The following is a 15,079-nucleotide window of genomic DNA, read 5'->3' as shown; positions in this document are numbered from 1 at the left end:
AGAACAATGATGAAGGAATAAAGAATGAGCCGTGTTGAATTTCGCTGGGATGATCCATTTTTAATTGAGCAACAACTAAGCGAAGAAGAGCGCATGATTCGTGATACAGCCCATGCATTCTGCCAAGACCAGTTAATGCCACGGGTGCTTGATCAATTCCGCCATGAAACAACCGATCCGCATATCTTTAGAGAAATGGGTGAATTAGGGCTGCTCGGACCCACCATCCCAGAACAATATGGTGGTGCAGGATTAAATTATGTGAGTTATGGACTGATAGCCCGTGAAATTGAACGCGTGGACTCTGGCTATCGCTCAATGGCCAGTGTGCAAAGTTCTTTGGTGATGGTTCCCATTCATGAATTCGGGACTGAACAGCAAAAGCAAAAATATTTACCCAAACTTGCGTCAGGTGAATGGATTGGCTGTTTTGGTCTAACCGAACCCGATCACGGTTCAGATCCAGGCAGTATGGCCTGTCGCGCCAAAAAAGTAGCAGGTGGCTACCGTTTAACAGGCGCCAAGATGTGGATTACCAACAGTCCGATTGCGGATGTATTTGTGGTGTGGGCTAAAGAGCTTTCACCTGAAGGAAATGTCGGCCCGATTCGTGGCTTTATTTTAGAAAAAGGTTGGCAAGGGCTTTCTGCACCTGCAATTCACGGTAAAGTCGGCTTAAGAGCGTCTATTACGGGTGAAATTGTGATGGATCAAGTCTTTGTGCCTGAAGAAAATGCATTTCCAGAGGTTCGTGGCTTAAAAGGCCCTTTCACCTGTTTAAACAGTGCCCGTTATGGTATTGCTTGGGGCGCCATGGGAGCAGCTGAATTTTGTTGGCACACCGCCCGTCAATACACACTGGATCGAAAGCAGTTTGGCAAGCCACTGGCTGCCAACCAACTGATTCAAAAAAAGTTGGCAGATATGCAAACCGAAATTGCGCTCGGTTTACAACTCGCACTTCGTTTTGGTCGAATGAAAGATGATGGCATTGCCTCAGTGGAAGCAACCTCTCTAATTAAACGCAATAATTGTGGTAAGGCCTTGGAGATTGCCCGTTTGGCGCGAGATATGTTGGGTGGAAATGGAATTAGTGATGAATTTGGTGTCGCCCGCCATCTGGTCAATCTTGAAGTTGTGAATACCTATGAAGGCACCCATGATGTGCATGCTTTGATCTTAGGTCGTGCCCAAACAGGAATAGCAGCGTTCTAAGGATAAGTCACTACTGAGAAAACGGCGGGCATCAAAGTTTGATGACTCGCCCTATCCTAACTTAATCTTATCTAGGTCAATACTCGTACATTGATTAAACTGGGCGAAACGTTGTAACTCTCGTTTGAGTGCAAGCAAAAATGAATCTCGATCCTGTAGTTTAGCCTCTTGCACATGCAAACTAATTACTTCTAATCGCTTTTCACGACGATGCACTTTACAATCAATTTGCCCTACAAAATCATCCACATAAAGCAGCGGTAAGCAGAAATAACCATATTGTCTTTTGGCTGCAGGCACATAACATTCAATGCGATAATCAAATCCAAACAAGCTGCTTAAACGTTCACGATGAATCACCAGATTATCGAAAGGAGACAATATTTTGACCTCCGCTTGGATGTTCGGTTCATGGGCTAACACGGCGCTGGCCACATAAATCGTTTGTCCATTTTCAAGCCTAATCAGCTTGATCACGCCTGCATCAATCTGTTCATCAAGTAATTTACGCATGATTTCACGTAAATCCTTATTGGTTTTCAAATGCAGTAATTGCTTCCATGTAAATACGCCATGAGCACGTATGGCTGTATCCAATAAATAATGTGCATATTCCTGTAAAGTCGGTGTGCTTAGATCAATGCCCTGTGGTATGCAACGTTCAGTCAGATCATAGACTTTTTCCATGCCATTGCGTTCGCAGATCATTAAATCGCCTTGCATGAATAACTGCTCAATCGCCTTGCGGCTCGGCCCTGCATTCCACCAACCTGCAGCACCTTCCCGTTTGCCTTTTTCCATATTTCTAAGTCGGATTCTGCCTTCAGCTTTCACCTGCGCCAGAATCTCCTGCATCAGTTGCTGATCGCCTCTTGAGAAGTAACGACTTTCCCCATTACGCACTGAATTCATCAACGGCATGGCATAGCGATAATCTCGCATCGGTAAATAGGACGCTGCATGCGCCCAATGCTCAAAAACAAGCTGATCTTGTACCAGTTGATTTAAATGACCCAATTGATAATTCGGCACCCGACTCCACAGCACATGATGATGGGCACGTTCCACCACGGAAATGGTATCTATTTGCACATAACCCAGATGTTCAATCGCTTGTTGTGTTCCAGATAAGCCCTCACCAAATTTATTATTTTGTTCTAAACCTTGATGAGATAAAGCTAAGCGTTTTAATAATGAAATCATAATATTATCGTATAAATAGTGTTCATCAACCATGATAAGCGAAAGCGAAATAATGGCCGTTATTCAAACTAAATTAACACAATTCTGCCAATTCCTTGCTTATTTTCCTTGTAAATAAAAACGTGGCGCCACGCCCAAAGAACGTTTGAAGGCTGCGGTAAAAGCACTACTGCTGCTATAACCCAACTCCATTGCCACACTGGTAATGGATTGGCCCAATTCCATTCGGGTCAACGCATTGAGTAAACAGGCTTGCTGCCGCCAATTACTAAAACTCATCCCGGTTTGTTGCCGAAAAATTCGGGTGAAATTACGGCGACTCATCCCCACCTGCGCTGCAATATGATCAAGATCATCTTCCAGACTCGGTGTCTTCAACAATTGCAGACACAAGGCAGCTAAACGCGGCTCTTGTGGTAAGGGCGCATTTAAAGGCAGTTCAGGCATCAGCGCAATTTCTTCAATAATTAAACGCATCAAATAATCATCCCTCCCCCCAAAGTCATATTCCGCAGGGAGATCAACTGCGGTAGACAGTAGCTCATGCAATAACGGCGATACGTTGATCACTGCACAATGGCTGGGTAAATCTGCCTGTATTGCAGCTTGTGGAAGAATATAGGCACTGCGTGTTTTGGTGATCCCGCCCATATGCACTTCATGGTCAATCCCTGCAGGAATCCAAAGCGCGCGTTTCGGTGGCACTACCCAACTGCCTGTATGGGTGATCACCGTAAGTACCCCTGTAATGGCATATAGACATTGACCTCTGCGATGTCGATGGCTCGGCAGAAGATGACCATCTGGATAGTCATTGCCCGTTGCCATCACATTCCGCGGCACATCCTGAAAATCATTGACCTGAATATTGCGCATTGCCCTCATCCCTGAAAATGGCCTGAACTCGATACTATCTGTCCCAAATATGATTGTGGGCCGATTTCTGTTCAGTTTAGGATAAATGCACTGAAAAACAAACCTCTTTCAGCATCACCACTTAAGCTGATACAACGTGTTGGAGCAATCATGGCAAGCAATACAGGCACTCTTGAGAATGCATTTCCACAAGCGCAATTTCCACCGAATGATCAACCCCAGAAGTTCGTAATACGCGTTGTCGGCGCAGTGGCGTTTGCCCATCTGCTAAATGATTCGATTCAAGCCGTGGTCACTGCAAGTTATCCGATGTTAAAGGCCGAATTTTCTTTAAGTTTTGCTGAAATTGGCTGGATTGCCTTGGTTTATCAAATCACCGCCTCTTTATTACAACCTTGGATTGGCCTATATACCGATAAGCATCCAAAACCCTATTTATTACCTTTAGGCATGGCAGCCACACTGCTTGGTATTGGTTTGATGGCAATTGCAGCAAGCTTTCAAGGCTTATTGTTTGCTGCTGCACTCATTGGGGTGGGCTCATCGACCTTCCACCCAGAAGCCTCTCGCATCGCCCGTACCGCATCGGGTGGGCGTTTTGGTACCGCCCAATCCATGTTTCAGGTTGGCGGCAATACTGGTTCTGCGATTGGGCCATTAATGGCTGCGGCTGTGATTATCCCGAATGGACAAGGGGCGATTGGTTTATTTGTTTTGGTTGCTGCTTTGGCCATATTTGTTTTATTACGCGTCACCAAATGGGTCATCAAGCAGGCACCTGTGCAGCGTGTTGCCAGTCAACCTGCCATTTCGACCTTGACCCGTAAACAAGTGATTCAGGCCATGGCCGTGATTTGTGTGTTGATGTTTGCCAAGTTTATCTATATCGCGGCCATTACCAATTATTTCACTTTCTACCTGATTGAACGCTTTAATGTTTCGATTCAGACCTCTCAGCTGTATCTATTTATATTTTTAGGCGCAGTAGCACTCGGTACTTTTGCGGGTGGACCTGTGGGCGATCGGATTGGCCGTAACGTTGTGATTTGGGTGTCATTCTTAGGCATTGCTCCATTTGCGCTGATGTTGCCTTATGTCGGCTTAACTGGCACGGCAATTCTGGTCATTATTATTGGTTTAGTCATGTCCTCGGCTTTCTCTGCCTTAGTGGTCTATGCACAAGAAGCGGTACCTGGTCGTGTCGGTATGGTTGCTGGTTTGATGTTTGGTCTTATGTTCGGTATTGGTGGAATTGGCGCAGCAGGTCTTGGTCATTTAGCCGATACCCATGGCATTGTATGGGTGTATAAGCTCTGCTCGTTCCTACCACTGTTAGGTTTTATCACAGCGTTATTGCCGAATACCAAAAAATAATTATTTCCTCAGCAAATGCAGCATGCCAACAAGCCTGCTGCATTTGCTCCCATAAATAAGCATGATCTTGTTTCTCTTCACCGTTAGGTGCTAAAATTTTCAACAGGTGTGTGGATCGTTATATTCATTCATCTTCATTGTTACGATAAAAAACCGCGAAAAATTGATACAGATAGTTTTTCATTAAAAAATATCTTATCGACACATATCCCAATCTTTAAGATTCGGTCAGCGTTCATCAGGGCTTGAGTTGTTATCAGGCATCGTTAACAGGTTTTCGCAGCATTGCTGTACCTGCTTTTTCGATAGGACGCTTTATGAATCGCTCTCTATTTATTATTTTTTCGACCATTGCTTTAGATGCTGTTGGTATCGGGCTTATTTTTCCAATTTTACCCACATTACTTCAAAATATTAGCCATACTCACCAAACTGCGCTGCACATCGGTCTGCTCGGTAGTCTCTATGCCGCCATGCAATTTATCTTTTCGCCCATGCTCGGTACATTAAGTGACAAGTTTGGACGGCGCCCAATTTTGCTGCTGTCACTGGCAGGATCGGCCATCAACTATATATTGCTCACCTTTTCTCATAGCCTCGTACTGTTATTCATGGGGCGAATCATTGCAGGCATGAGCAGTGCCAATATGTCTGTTGCATCTGCTTATCTGGTGGATATCTCAAAACCAGAACAGCGTGCCAAATACTTTGGTCTTATGAGCGCGATGTTTGGCGCAGGTTTTATTATTGGGCCAATTCTTGGGGGGTTGCTCGGTGAATATTGGCTCAGGCTTCCCTTTTTGATTGCAGCCATACTGACAGGTCTCAACTTTTTATTGGCCTATTGGGCGCTACCTGAATCAAAAACAGCAGATCTTTCAAAAAAATCTGTAGCAACACTTAATCCATTTAAAGCTTTTGCATCACTTCGGTCGATCCCGAATGTAGTTCCCTTAATTGCCACTTTTTTTATCTTTAGTGCCACAGGTGAAGCCTATGCAGTTTGCTGGACTTTATGGGGGCATGCCGCCTTTCAATGGAATACTTTCTGGATCGGTCTTTCTTTAGGCATGTTTGGTTTATGCCAAATGCTGGTTCAGGCTTTTATTCCTCAGCATGCCTCAAGATACTTCGGTAATCGAAATACAATCTTCATCGGGATGAGCTGTAGCTGTATCGCATTAGTAGTGATGGCCTTTGCTCAGCAAGGCTGGATGATTTTTGCCATCATGCCAATTTTCGCCCTAGGCAGTATTGGTACCCCCTCTTTACAAGCCCTAGCTTCACAAAAAGTCTCACTTGAACAACAAGGACAGTTTCAAGGCATTATTGCATCGACAATCAGTTTGGCCTCAATGTTTGCCCCCCTATTGTTCTCTACACTGTATTTTCAATTGCAAGCTAAATGGCCAGGTGCAATCTGGTTAAGCGTGGCCGTGATTTATCTGCTTGTGCTGCCGATTGTGATTCGTAGCCTTAAGCCAAGCATGCAACCATCAAAATGACAAAAAGGTAATTTTCCTGTCGCGTAGAAGTACTGATGCTGCTTGGATAATCAAACATGAAAGCAAATGGCGCTGATTGTGCCATTTCCCATACATCATGCTTTAAAGAGGATAAGAAATGAGTCTTGTACAAAACAGTAAAACCATGTTGCGCAACCTGATCATCGGTACAACCCTAACCATCGCCACATCCACGGCCTTTGCTCATGTCAGCTTGATCAGTGCTAGCCCTGCTGCAAATACCGTTGTTTCAACCCAACCTAAAAACCTAAGCCTTAATTTTGGTGATGAGGTGATGTTAATGAAGATCCAAGTGTTAGATGAACAACGCCGAGAATTGCCGCTGAATTATAAAGTCAGCCATGACTTGAAAAAAACCTTTGATATTGCCATCCCTACACTGAAAAAAGGCAAATATACCGTGCTTTGGAGCACCATGGGCAAAGACGGCCATAACATGAATGGTGAATATAGTTTCAGCTTTAAATAAGACATCGCTAATAACGAGATATGAACAATTTACCAACTCGATCAATGAGTAAGTTGTTCATCCCAAGGAATAAAAATAATGTCTGAATATTGGATATTTGCCGCTTGGTTTAACAAAATAAGCCTTTATCTCGGCATGATTATGGTCATTGGCGGTTCATTCTGCTACTTCCTATTAGGCCGTTATAGTGCAATAAAAAGTACCATTGTCCAATATATGACATTGGGTGCAGTGTTAGGATTGATCTCTAGCGCGTTAGCTTTCTTGCTTTTGATCGGTAGCTTTGCAAACAGCGGCCTCTTCGGCATGTTTGATTTGACCTATATCAATATTGTGCTGAATACCTCCACGGGGCATATTCATCTGATTCGTATTGTCAGCTTTGCACTAATCCTTGTACTGCTTTTAGTTAGACTTCATCAAAAAAGTACCCGTATCAGAAGCTTTGAGAGAATCTTCTTCGCTATACCCTTAGTGCTTATTGTATATAGTTTTTCTCAACTGGGTCATGTGACCAATTTATCCATTTTTGCCCAGCTGCTATTGACCATCCATGTACTTTTAATGGCTGTCTGGATGGGATCACTGTATCCTTTATGGAAAATCAGCCACAGCATCAGTGGACTGCCATTAAAACAGGCTATGCATTTATTTGGGCGGATTGCGGCATTTATTGTGGTGATTTTAATTGCATGTGGCGCCAGCATTGCCCTGCTGTTGTTTAAGGATGCTGATACCCTCCTCACAACGCCTTATGGACAAGGTTTTATCATTAAACTGTTATTTGTTTTTAGCATTTTATTATTAGCTGCATTTAATAAATGGTATTTCACCCCACGTTTGCAACAACCCCAATTTGCCAAACAATTGGGTTATGCCATTTTGTTTGAAATGTCTCTAGGCTTTGTGATTCTCATGGTAACAGCGTATATTACGACTGTGGTCGGGATTGAGTGATTTACGATAATGTTGATGCTGATTTTAATATCTCTCAATTCACCTGATGTTTCTACATAGTGTCTAATGACTATTTAGCATGCCGCGTTAAGTACCAAAATAATAATGGCATTAGACTTCCGCAGGCACCCAGTAGACAAACGCCATACCATCCCGCTTTTGCATAGGTGATGGTTGTAGTGATTGCTCCTAATCCACTGCCTGCGGCATAGAACAACATATACAGTCCAATTAAGCGGCTTTGATTGTCCTGTCCAGTTTGCAAGATCATACTTTGATTGGTGACATGTAAAGCTTGCCCGCCCAGATCCAGTAATAAAATACCGATGATTAATGCCACAATTGAATATTCCATTTGAGCGAATGCCAACCAAGACAATAAGATGATGAGCAAGGCAAATGCACTGGTTCTTTGTGCAAAGCCTTGATCTGCCCATTGTCCAGCTTTTGTAGCCATTAATGCCCCCAGTGCCCCAACCAAACCAAATGCACCAATAGCGGTATGGGAATACTGATAAGGAGGGGAACTCAACAATAAAGCCAGTGCACTCCAAAAAATATTAAACACTGCAAACATCAGCAATGCCAATATGCCTCGTATTTGTAATAGTTTATTGTGATAAAGCAAACTTAACATCGACAAAATCAAACGAGGATAAGCCAACATATTCTGTGTATTGGATCGTACTGGCAAGGATTTCCAAAGCGGGAATGCAATCATCAACATCAGTGTGGCTGCACAAAAATATACGCTCCTCCATCCAGCTAAATCGCTCACACCTCCAGCAAAAACACGTGCTAATAACAATCCGATAAACACGCCACTTTGTGCTGTACCTACGACATATCCACGCTCATTGGATTCGGCAACACTTGCAGCATAGGCAATCAGTCCCTGCGTCATGGCAGTCCCTAACATGCCAACAGCAAACATACTTGCAAATATGCCTACAGCCGTTTTAGTGATACTTACAGCAGTCAATGCAAGCACCAATCCGAATAGCTGTAATAGCATTAATCGTCTACGATCGACTCGATCTCCCAATGGAACTAACAACAATAAAGCGATCGCACAACCCAGTTGAGTCACGAGAATGACACTGCCAACAGCGGCATAACTGATTGCCAAATCCGTTGCAATTGCATCAAGCAATGGTTGCGCATAATAAACATTGGCAACACTCAGACCACTTGCAATGGCAAATAGCCACACCAAACGGGTCGGCAATTTTTTGGACTGGATTAAACAATGCTTTTCATTTTGTGATAAAGCCGATGTACAGGGACTATTCATCGCAGCACCAAACCAGTTTCAAATTAAAACTACTTGAACCATAAGCGATCTAGTTTTAAAATGCAACTAGTCTGATTCAACTGTTCCGAGAATGCGATGTCACTCGATAAAACTTCCGTAGATGAACCTTGCCCTGTTGCACGTTGTGTTGATGTGATTGGAGATCGTTGGTCATTGCTGATTATTCGAGATGTGATGGATGGGATACATCGCTTTGGTGACCTACAACGTAGTCTGAGTGTTGCGCGTAATATTTTGTCCAACAGACTGCATAAATTAATTGATGCTGAAATTCTAGAAATGCGAGCCGCGTCTGATGGCACAGCCTATCAAGAATATATTTTGACGGATAAAGGAAAACAACTGTTCCCGATCGTGGTTGCATTACGTCAATGGGGTGAACAATATCTATTTGGGAAAAATGAAGCGCATTCTGTCCTGATTGAAAAATCCACCCAAAAACCTGTGCCTTTAATGACACTCAGCTCAAGTAAAGGACATATCTTAGACGCGGATACAACAGAAGTATTAAAAGTGAATCTATAGCCTATAAAATATACGTTAAAAATTTATGCTTTCTTTACGCAGAATTTACGATCATTTTATTATTTATCAATCAATTAAAACCTAATATACATCACATCAAATTTAACTCATATGCTGAGGATGTTATGAAAGGTTTTCATTGTGTGCTGGTTTTAACAACTGTTTTAGCTTCAAACGATGCGTTAGCATCAGATCAGCCCGCAACATCGAATTTCGTGCTGAGTGGGAATGTCGCTTTAGCCAGTGAATATCGCTGGCGTGGTCAAACTCAAACCCAAAATGATGCAGCCTTGCAAGGTAATTTTCTTTTAAGCCATTCCTCTGGATTCTATGCCGCGGCTTTTGCTTCAAATGTCGATTTTGGTAATGAAGCACACTTAGAACTCGATCCTTTTATTGGCTATACCACTCCAATCAGCTTAGGGAAATTCCAACCTACTCTTGATCTCGGTATGCTGCGTTATCATTATGTCGGTAAAAGTGATTTAAATTATAATGAGTATTATCTCAAACTAATCATCAATAATGCTTTGAAAGATAATGATAGCTTTAGCCCAAGTGTGAGCTATACCCCGCAATATGGAGGCAAAGCCACTCGCCAAAGCGTCGGTGAAAATGTCGAAAATTGGTATTTTAATCTTTTATATACCACTCCCATTGCCGAAACCAGCTTTGGTGCAGTTGCAAGCTTAGGCTATTCCAAAGCCAACCAAGCCATTTATGGTGGAGAAGCAAAAGATCATTTCTTCGATTGGAAAATTGGCGCAAATTATAACTATAAACCGATGAACTTAAGTGCGGAACTGGCTGCGATTGGAACCGACCTAGATCACACAGGTTATCTCGATAGCAATAAAAAAGGTGTTAAAACCGCCGCCGTGTTTAGCCTGACCAAGTCCTTTTAGAATAAAATTAAGCGAAGTACAGCAAGCATCAACCAATATGCAGACTTGCTGTATGACATCGCATTTTTATCGACTGATTTATTAACTAGATTTACGCTGAAAACCTTGTTGCTCCAATAATTGAGCCCGAGTTTCATAATCTACCACTTCAAGTATCTGATGTAATAACCACATATAGCCAAAAGGATCTTTAAACATCGCATTTTTGATGCCCATTTTAGGCATATCTTGTACCGCCTGAATCACCGCGGCACCCGCATCAACTGCTTGCTGCAATGTTTTCTCGATATCAGTGACGGTAATATTAAACCAAATCGGGATATAGCTTTCTTGGGTAGGTGCCAGCAATTGGAAATCTGGGTTTTCATCCAGCAAATGAAAATGAACCCCATGAATACTCATAATCATACTATTTTGTCCAACGACAAAATCACCAACTTCAATTCTTTCAACCTCAAAAACCTGCTCATAAAATGCCAATGCAGTTATGCTATCTTTCACGATAAAATCTATTTCTGTTCTTTGCATTTGATGTGTTCCCTATGTTTTATTCATTCTAAGGTGCGGATTTTCTGAGCACTGTCTATACTTTGTAATACACATCAATTTGTAGTCATAAAAAAACCAAGCGAAACTCAACCTCGCTTGGCTTTCAGATTCATTGAAAATGATTATTCAATAATTAAATCTTTGGCAGGAATACCATCGCCATAGACAGGTTTTAAAGTCTTTTCATAAGCTTGATGGATCACGCCTTGTTTGGCTAATTTCTCTAGATCTTGATTTAACCAATCCAATAACTCTTTATTGCCCTTCTGTACCGCTGGTGCAATCAAATCCTGCTCCCCTAGATTGGTGATACCCACGGTATAATTTGGATTTTCTTTTGCCCAAGCTAAGACTAAAAGATTGTCATGCGCCAACGCTGCACCACGACCATCTTTTAAGGCATCAAACGTTTCAGTATTTTGCTCATATTTTTGCAACTTAATTTCTGGATGTTGCTTGCTAAAGAATGAATCCGCTGTCGTACCCTTATTCACCAATAAGGTTTGGTCCTTTAATTGGGCAATATCAGTAATTGGTTTATTTTTTGGAGACACCACACCTAAGGCGACTTTTAAATAGGGTTTCGCAAAATCCACCACTTGTTCACGTTCAGGCGTCACTGTGAAATTAGCAAAAATAATATCGACTTTATTGGCTTTCAGATATTCCACTCGATTGGCCGCTTCTGTCAGTACAAACTGGACTTTATTTTCATCACCCAATAAATCTTTGGCCACATGTTTGGCAATTTCCACATCAAAGCCCTGATTTTTACCTTGCGCATCCAGATAACCAAACGGCGGCTTATCACTAAACACACCAATACGTACCACCCCATTTTTCTTGATCTGCTCGATACTGGAGACTTGCGTTGAGGACTCCGCCGATTTCTCTGCTGACTGTGGATTTTTATTACACGCCGTCAGTCCTAAACTGAATATAGAAGCCAGCAGTAATTTTTGAATATTTGACAATGTTATTGTTTGCATACGTTCACCTTTTTTAGTGTTTTAAAAATCTGTTATTGCTTGGTGCTATCAACATCTAAAAAGATATTGGGGTTCACTTTTTCGCCATAAATCGGCTTCAAGGTTTGGTCATAAATCTTTTGAATTTCACCTGTCGCCCTGAGCTGTTTGATTTCATCATTGAGCCAGTGCAGTAATTGGGTATTGCCCTTCTTCACGCCTGCTGCAATAAAATCCTCATTACCAATTTGTGGAATACCCGCCACATAATTCGGATTCTTGGCTGCCCATGCCAGTGCATAAGTACTGTCTTGGGAAATGGCATCACCCCGACCATCAATCAGTGCATTAAACGCATCGGTATTTTGTCCAAATTTCAATAAATTAATTTTGGGATAGTTTTTACTGAAATAGATCTCCGAGCTTGAACCCTTATTCACAATTAAAGTTTTGCCTTCGAGACTTTTAACATCGGTAATGGCTTTGGCTTTGGGTGAAACAATCCCTAAGGAGGCTTTTAAATAAGGCTCGGAAAAATCAACCACCTGTTGCCGTTCTGGCGTCACTGAAAAGCTGGCAAAAACCACATCGACTTTTCCTGATTTTAAAAACTCAACCCGATTGGCAGCTTCTGCCACAACAAACTGAATTTTGTTTTCATCACCCAGTAAATCTTGGGTGACACGCTTTGCTAAGGCGACATCAAAGCCTTGATTTTTTCCTGCACTATCGACATATCCAAAAGGTGGATTGTCGACAAATGCACCAACTCGCAAGACACCATTTTTCCGAACCTGTTCCAGTGAAGTATCTTGTGCCGTAGCTTTGGGCTCTGAGGAAGCGGGTTGATTACAGCCCGTCAACACAGCTGTCATCAATACGCAAGTGATGCCCAGACCAAACATTTTTGTTTTTGAAGAATGGGTATATTGCCCAATTGCTAAATTCAATCTCATAAAGTCCTCATTTTAATAATTCAAAATATTTAAAAAGGTTCTCGCACGTTCCGTCTGCGGATGCTGAAAAAATGCTTCTGGCGAGCTTTGCTCAATGATCTTGCCCTGATCCATGAAAATAATGCGATCCGCTACTTTACGCGCAAAACCCATTTCATGAGTCACAATCAACATGGTCATGCCTTCCTGTGCCAGTTTCAGCACCACATCTAGGACTTCCCGCACCATTTCAGGATCTAAAGCTGCTGTAATTTCATCCAGTAAAATCACTTTCGGTTTCATCACCAAAGCTCGGACGATGGCAATCCGCTGCTTCTGACCACCCGATAAATTGGAGGGGTAATCATATTTACGATCCAGTAAACCTACCCGCTGCAACAATTGATCTGCCAGTTGTTCTACTTCTGCACGTTGGCGTTTTTGTGCTTTTAGCGGACCCAGCAGAATATTGTCGATCACATTCATATGCTTGAATAATTCATAGTTCTGGAACACCATCCCGACCTGTTGGCGTACGTTATCCCACGGCAAGTCCTGCCCCAATACACCCACATCTTTCAGGTGAATTTCACCTTCTTGAATGGGTTCCAATCCGTTGATACAGCGCAACAAGGTACTTTTTCCACAGCCCGATGGTCCCAAAATCACCACCACTTCGCCTTGTTGTACGTCTAAATCAATGCCATGCAAAATATGACTTTGTTTATAAAACTTATGTAAATGCTGTATTGATAACAAAGTCATGCGTTCTCCCACACTTTTTCTAAATGCGCTGCTAAAAGCGATAATGGATAACAAATCAGGAAATAAAGAATAAAGATGAAACCGTAAATCCACAGCGATGCACTGGGTACCGTCAATAATGAGTTCTCAATAATCTGCTGCCCCACTTTCAGAACTTCCACCATCCCGATCAGTACAGCTAATGAACTGGTTTTAATCATGCGGGTAAACAGATTTAATGCACCAGGTGTTACCCGTTTTAAACTTTGTGGGAAAATCACATAAGTTAAAGCTTGGATATGATTCAAGCCCATGGCATAGGCAGAATCCCGTTGATGCTGATCAATCGAGGTGATCGAGGCGCGAACCAGATCACCCATTTCCGCAGTTCCCCATAAGGTAAATACAAAAATACAAACCCAAAACGATGACAACTGCCAGTTAAACCATGTCGCAAAACCAAAATAGAAAACAAACAATAAGACGAGGATTGGCACAATTCGTATAGTCTCGAGATAGAAACGGCACAGGATTTTGACCAACACATTTTTTGAGGTCATGATCACCCCAAAAATTGTCCCGAAAATGGCAGATAAAAATACGGACAGAAATGCAATTTCGATGGTTTGCAATAAGCCATACAGTAAACGTTCGATATGGCTCGGTTGAAATAAATACTCAAGTCCCATGGCTCACCTTCCGACTACGGTATTCCAAGTAACTCGTTAAAGCTGATACAGGTAACAAGATAATCAGATAGGCCATGATTAATAGGAATAAAGCCTCTGTGGTTTTGTAATCCATCCCAATCAAGTCTTTAGTCACAAACAGGAGTTCCACCACTGCAATTGCACTCAAGATGGAACTTTCTTTAATCAGAAATAAGCAGTTCGCACCAATCGCTGGAATAGACAGCGACAATGCCTGTGGAAACACCACATATTGAAAGACTTGAACGGCGTTTAAACCCACACTTCGAGCAGAATCAATTTGTCCTTGTGCAACTGACTGTAAGCCTGCACGAAAGGCTTCTGCCATGTAGCTGCCCCCGAGAAAAGTCAGACCAATCACACCACATGTAAAACCATCCAGTTTGATGCCAATCTTGGGTAAACCGTAGTAAAGGAAAAATAGCTGAATGAGCAAGGGTGTATTGCGGGAAACCTCGATATAGACTTTGACAATTTTATTCAGTACTCGAACTTGATAAGTGCTAATCACACTACAGATCAGCCCTAATAAAATGGATAACACGATACCGATAGAGGAGATTTTTAAGGTCATGAATGTGGCCGCATAGAACTGCGGCAGCACACTCTGTATATACTGCCAATCCAAAGAAAACATCCGAATGTAAAATTGATTCTTTTGATAAATACATTGTTGTTATTTATCTTTGGATGAGTCTATGCTGATTGAAATTTCACATGAAATATTATTATTTGCTAAGCTTTGCTGAAATTTGGATGATAAATGTCTACTTTATTTTATCGAAACAGAAACTCAAGTAATTAAGCT

16 protein-coding genes are annotated in these 15,079 nt (G+C 42.2%); 7 read left to right on the top strand and 9 right to left on the bottom strand.

The features are described from left to right. Window positions 1-24 precede the first annotated feature (24 nt). A complete protein-coding gene (locus F902_RS08775; protein ID WP_005202713.1) occupies window positions 25-1,215 on the top strand; it encodes an acyl-CoA dehydrogenase in 1,191 nt (396 codons plus the stop codon). A gap of 51 nt (window positions 1,216-1,266) precedes the next feature. Here F902_RS08775 and F902_RS08770 read toward each other — a convergent pair whose 3' ends face one another. Both F902_RS08770 and F902_RS08765 read right to left on the bottom strand, forming a co-directional pair. Next, entirely contained in the window at window positions 1,267-2,418 is a 1,152-nt protein-coding gene (locus F902_RS08770) for a winged helix-turn-helix domain-containing protein (RefSeq protein ID WP_026057533.1), read from the bottom strand. A 99-nt stretch (window positions 2,419-2,517) separates the two neighbouring features. Next, entirely contained in the window at window positions 2,518-3,294 is a 777-nt protein-coding gene (locus F902_RS08765; protein WP_005202710.1) for an AraC family transcriptional regulator, read from the bottom strand. A 150-nt stretch (window positions 3,295-3,444) separates the two neighbouring features. Between F902_RS08765 and F902_RS08760 the strand changes: the two genes are divergently transcribed. From F902_RS08760 to F902_RS08745, 4 genes are all read left to right on the top strand, one after another. Further along, window positions 3,445-4,668: an MFS transporter gene (locus tag F902_RS08760; RefSeq protein WP_005202709.1), complete on the top strand. Its 1,224-nt coding sequence runs from the start codon at window positions 3,445-3,447 to the stop codon at window positions 4,666-4,668. Window positions 4,669-4,985: 317 nt separating this feature from the next. Then, a complete protein-coding gene (locus tag F902_RS08755) occupies window positions 4,986-6,173 on the top strand; it encodes a TCR/Tet family MFS transporter (protein ID WP_005202708.1) in 1,188 nt (395 codons plus the stop codon). Window positions 6,174-6,291: 118 nt separating this feature from the next. Further along, entirely contained in the window at window positions 6,292-6,663 is a 372-nt protein-coding gene (locus tag F902_RS08750) for a copper resistance CopC family protein (protein ID WP_005202707.1), read from the top strand. Between the two features lie 78 nt (window positions 6,664-6,741). Next, window positions 6,742-7,620 (top strand): copper resistance D family protein, encoded by an 879-nt coding sequence (locus tag F902_RS08745; protein WP_005202706.1) that lies wholly within the window; start codon window positions 6,742-6,744, stop codon window positions 7,618-7,620. Window positions 7,621-7,690: 70 nt separating this feature from the next. Here F902_RS08745 and F902_RS08740 read toward each other — a convergent pair whose 3' ends face one another. Continuing rightward, on the bottom strand, window positions 7,691-8,914 hold the full coding sequence (locus F902_RS08740; RefSeq protein ID WP_005202702.1) for an MFS transporter: 1,224 nt from the start codon (window positions 8,912-8,914) through the stop codon (window positions 7,691-7,693). A gap of 96 nt (window positions 8,915-9,010) precedes the next feature. Here F902_RS08740 and F902_RS08735 point away from each other — a divergent pair, with 96 nt between their 5' ends. Both F902_RS08735 and F902_RS08730 read left to right on the top strand, forming a co-directional pair. Continuing rightward, a complete protein-coding gene (locus F902_RS08735) occupies window positions 9,011-9,460 on the top strand; it encodes a winged helix-turn-helix transcriptional regulator (RefSeq protein ID WP_005202700.1) in 450 nt (149 codons plus the stop codon). Window positions 9,461-9,585: 125 nt separating this feature from the next. After that, window positions 9,586-10,365 (top strand): TorF family putative porin, encoded by a 780-nt coding sequence (locus F902_RS08730; RefSeq protein ID WP_005202698.1) that lies wholly within the window; start codon window positions 9,586-9,588, stop codon window positions 10,363-10,365. Window positions 10,366-10,446: 81 nt separating this feature from the next. Here the strand turns inward: F902_RS08730 and F902_RS08725 are convergent, their stop codons facing one another. From F902_RS08725 to F902_RS08700, 6 genes are all read right to left on the bottom strand, one after another. Beyond that, complete coding sequence (locus tag F902_RS08725) at window positions 10,447-10,893, bottom strand: VOC family protein (protein WP_005202696.1); 447 nt, start codon at window positions 10,891-10,893, stop codon at window positions 10,447-10,449. Between the two features lie 143 nt (window positions 10,894-11,036). Continuing rightward, window positions 11,037-11,903 (bottom strand): cysteine ABC transporter substrate-binding protein, encoded by an 867-nt coding sequence (locus F902_RS08720; RefSeq protein WP_005202694.1) that lies wholly within the window; start codon window positions 11,901-11,903, stop codon window positions 11,037-11,039. 32 nt (window positions 11,904-11,935) lie between these two features. Next, window positions 11,936-12,757, bottom strand: a complete 822-nt coding sequence (locus F902_RS08715) for a transporter substrate-binding domain-containing protein (protein WP_422385892.1) — start codon at window positions 12,755-12,757, stop codon at window positions 11,936-11,938. Between the two features lie 93 nt (window positions 12,758-12,850). Continuing rightward, on the bottom strand, window positions 12,851-13,582 hold the full coding sequence (locus F902_RS08710; protein ID WP_005202686.1) for an amino acid ABC transporter ATP-binding protein: 732 nt from the start codon (window positions 13,580-13,582) through the stop codon (window positions 12,851-12,853). Beyond that, a complete protein-coding gene (locus F902_RS08705; protein WP_005202685.1) occupies window positions 13,579-14,250 on the bottom strand; it encodes an amino acid ABC transporter permease in 672 nt (223 codons plus the stop codon). The genes F902_RS08710 and F902_RS08705 overlap by 4 nt, the downstream gene beginning before the upstream one ends. Continuing rightward, window positions 14,240-14,899 (bottom strand): amino acid ABC transporter permease, encoded by a 660-nt coding sequence (locus F902_RS08700; protein ID WP_026057536.1) that lies wholly within the window; start codon window positions 14,897-14,899, stop codon window positions 14,240-14,242. The genes F902_RS08705 and F902_RS08700 overlap by 11 nt, the downstream gene beginning before the upstream one ends. Window positions 14,900-15,079 lie beyond the last annotated feature (180 nt).

This window comes from Acinetobacter higginsii (genome assembly GCF_000369525.1).
GTDB classification, from domain to species: domain Bacteria; phylum Pseudomonadota; class Gammaproteobacteria; order Pseudomonadales; family Moraxellaceae; genus Acinetobacter; species Acinetobacter higginsii.
This window is presented reverse-complemented; position numbering and strand designations above follow the sequence as displayed.

Bases quoted from the DNA above. Each gene is read 5' to 3' on its own strand.
- F902_RS08760 (WP_005202709.1), top strand. From the start codon at position 3,445: ATGGCAAGCAATACAGGCACTCTTGAGAATGCATTTCCACAAGCGCAA.
- F902_RS08755 (WP_005202708.1), top strand. From the start codon at position 4,986: ATGAATCGCTCTCTATTTATTATTTTTTCGACCATTGCTTTAGATGCT.
- F902_RS08725 (WP_005202696.1), bottom strand. From the start codon at position 10,893: ATGCAAAGAACAGAAATAGATTTTATCGTGAAAGATAGCATAACTGCA.
- F902_RS08710 (WP_005202686.1), bottom strand. From the start codon at position 13,582: ATGACTTTGTTATCAATACAGCATTTACATAAGTTTTATAAACAAAGT.
- F902_RS08715 (WP_422385892.1), bottom strand. From the start codon at position 12,757: ATGACAGCTGTGTTGACGGGCTGTAATCAACCCGCTTCCTCAGAGCCC.
- F902_RS08730 (WP_005202698.1), top strand. From the start codon at position 9,586: ATGAAAGGTTTTCATTGTGTGCTGGTTTTAACAACTGTTTTAGCTTCA.
- F902_RS08770 (WP_026057533.1), bottom strand. From the start codon at position 2,418: ATGATTTCATTATTAAAACGCTTAGCTTTATCTCATCAAGGTTTAGAA.
- F902_RS08750 (WP_005202707.1), top strand. From the start codon at position 6,292: ATGAGTCTTGTACAAAACAGTAAAACCATGTTGCGCAACCTGATCATC.
- F902_RS08735 (WP_005202700.1), top strand. From the start codon at position 9,011: ATGTCACTCGATAAAACTTCCGTAGATGAACCTTGCCCTGTTGCACGT.
- F902_RS08720 (WP_005202694.1), bottom strand. From the start codon at position 11,903: ATGCAAACAATAACATTGTCAAATATTCAAAAATTACTGCTGGCTTCT.
- F902_RS08705 (WP_005202685.1), bottom strand. From the start codon at position 14,250: ATGGGACTTGAGTATTTATTTCAACCGAGCCATATCGAACGTTTACTG.
- F902_RS08765 (WP_005202710.1), bottom strand. From the start codon at position 3,294: ATGCGCAATATTCAGGTCAATGATTTTCAGGATGTGCCGCGGAATGTG.
- F902_RS08745 (WP_005202706.1), top strand. From the start codon at position 6,742: ATGTCTGAATATTGGATATTTGCCGCTTGGTTTAACAAAATAAGCCTT.
- F902_RS08775 (WP_005202713.1), top strand. From the start codon at position 25: ATGAGCCGTGTTGAATTTCGCTGGGATGATCCATTTTTAATTGAGCAA.
- F902_RS08740 (WP_005202702.1), bottom strand. From the start codon at position 8,914: ATGAATAGTCCCTGTACATCGGCTTTATCACAAAATGAAAAGCATTGT.